This window comes from Acinetobacter sp. YH12219, assembly GCF_013417875.1.
Classification (GTDB): Bacteria; Pseudomonadota; Gammaproteobacteria; order Pseudomonadales; family Moraxellaceae; genus Acinetobacter; species Acinetobacter amyesii.
Map to the genome: position 1 here is coordinate 1 of NZ_VPDC01000063.1, position 1,476 is coordinate 1,476.

At 39.3% G+C, this 1,476-nt stretch carries 2 protein-coding genes and 1 pseudogene; all 3 read right to left on the reverse strand.

Annotation, left to right across the window (positions count from 1 at the left end; all coding sequences use genetic code 11):
* Positions 1-125, reverse strand: a pseudogene (locus tag FTV04_RS16595) (CmlA/FloR family chloramphenicol efflux MFS transporter); the annotation flags it as partial.
* A 74-nt stretch (positions 126-199) separates the two neighbouring features.
* Positions 200-1,075 carry an SDR family oxidoreductase gene (locus tag FTV04_RS16600; protein WP_078081115.1) on the reverse strand — a complete coding sequence of 292 codons (876 nt, stop codon included), beginning with the start codon at positions 1,073-1,075 and terminating at the stop codon, positions 200-202.
* A gap of 86 nt (positions 1,076-1,161) precedes the next feature.
* Positions 1,162-1,476, reverse strand: a 315-nt coding sequence (locus FTV04_RS16680; RefSeq protein WP_218944809.1) for a hypothetical protein, incomplete at its 5' end; no start/stop codon positions are given.

Consider the following 1,476-nt stretch of genomic DNA (forward strand, 5'->3'; position numbering starts at 1 on the left):
GTCGCGAACGTCGCCACCAGCATGGCCGACGCGCCCACTGCTTGAAGTAGACGGAAAGCGACAAAGGCCGGTGCAGTTGAAGACCAAGCTGCTCCCAGAGACGCAATGACGAAAGCCGTTGCGCCCGGCGATTAAGTTAATAAACATATTAAATCATTAATTAGTTTTTGTAGTTTAGAGAGTTTATTTCTTAGGGTTTCTATTCCTCAATTATTCCGTATCCTTCTGGTGCAGGAATCCCATGTTCCGAAGAACGACTGACTGATTCCCACTCTTTCCATGTAAATATACGTTTTTCTGCATTTTCAACAGCTAAATCATATACAAGGCTTCCCAGAACTAATCGGAGAGGCGGATTCTCACTATTAACCAGTTTCATTATAGCTTCGGCGGCTAACTTAGGATCACTATCCACCGATTCGTTTGAATATTGTTGGGCCAACTTTTCACGTAATGAATCATACTCTTTTTTCTGTGTAGTAAAACTCATTTTTAAGTATAGATTCGTCCAGTAACCTCCAGGTTCTACGATAGATACTTTTATACCAAAATGTGCAGCTTCTTGTGCTAAAGCCTCGCTAAATCCTTCTAAAGCAAATTTACTAGCGCTATAGATTCCCGACATTGGACCACTAATCAGTCCACCAATACTAGATATCTGGATAATATGACCTGATTCTTGTGCCCGCAAGTACGGCATAACAGCTTGACTTACCCATACTGTACCGAAGAAATTAGTTTCCATTTGGCTTCTAACTTCATCTTCACTAAATTCTTCAATCATTCCCATTACCATATTCCCTGCATTGTTAATGACAATATCGAGTCTTCCAAAATGTTTAATGGCAGTTTCCACTGTAGTCGAAACAGCACTTCTATCAGTAACATCAAGACTTAAAGGAAGTAACATTCCTTCAAACTGGCATTTTAACTCATTCAGTTTTTCAATATTTCTAGCAACACCAACAACCTTCTCTCCTGACTCCAATGCTTTTTTTGTGAATTCGTATCCTAGTCCACTGCTTGCACCTGTAATAAACCACACACGTGTATTTTCATTGTTATTAAATGTCATAAATAATCTCCTCCATTAATCATGTAATATTGGTATCATTCAATACCAATTTAAAACAAACAAAATAAAGAGCACAGGCAATCTGCCTATGCTCTAAATATAGAAATATAAAATTTCAACAGGATTAATCCGATTGTTGGTATCACAAATAAGCCATCAAATTCATTGATGTACCCTTTTCTACGAAGTGTCATGGGAGATCTCCCTTTAAAATAAAAAAGAGGAAGATTCCTCTCCCCCTTTTTACTATAACCGTATAATAAAGGTTTCCTATACGTATAGGAAGAATAAACGCCCTTTTCACCCAAGTCCAACAGCTTTGGACCGCAGTTGACTCTTTCGACACCCCTGCGATGCAACCCAATCCGGCTGACGGGGAGCCAGCAACGCTGAAAATTTAC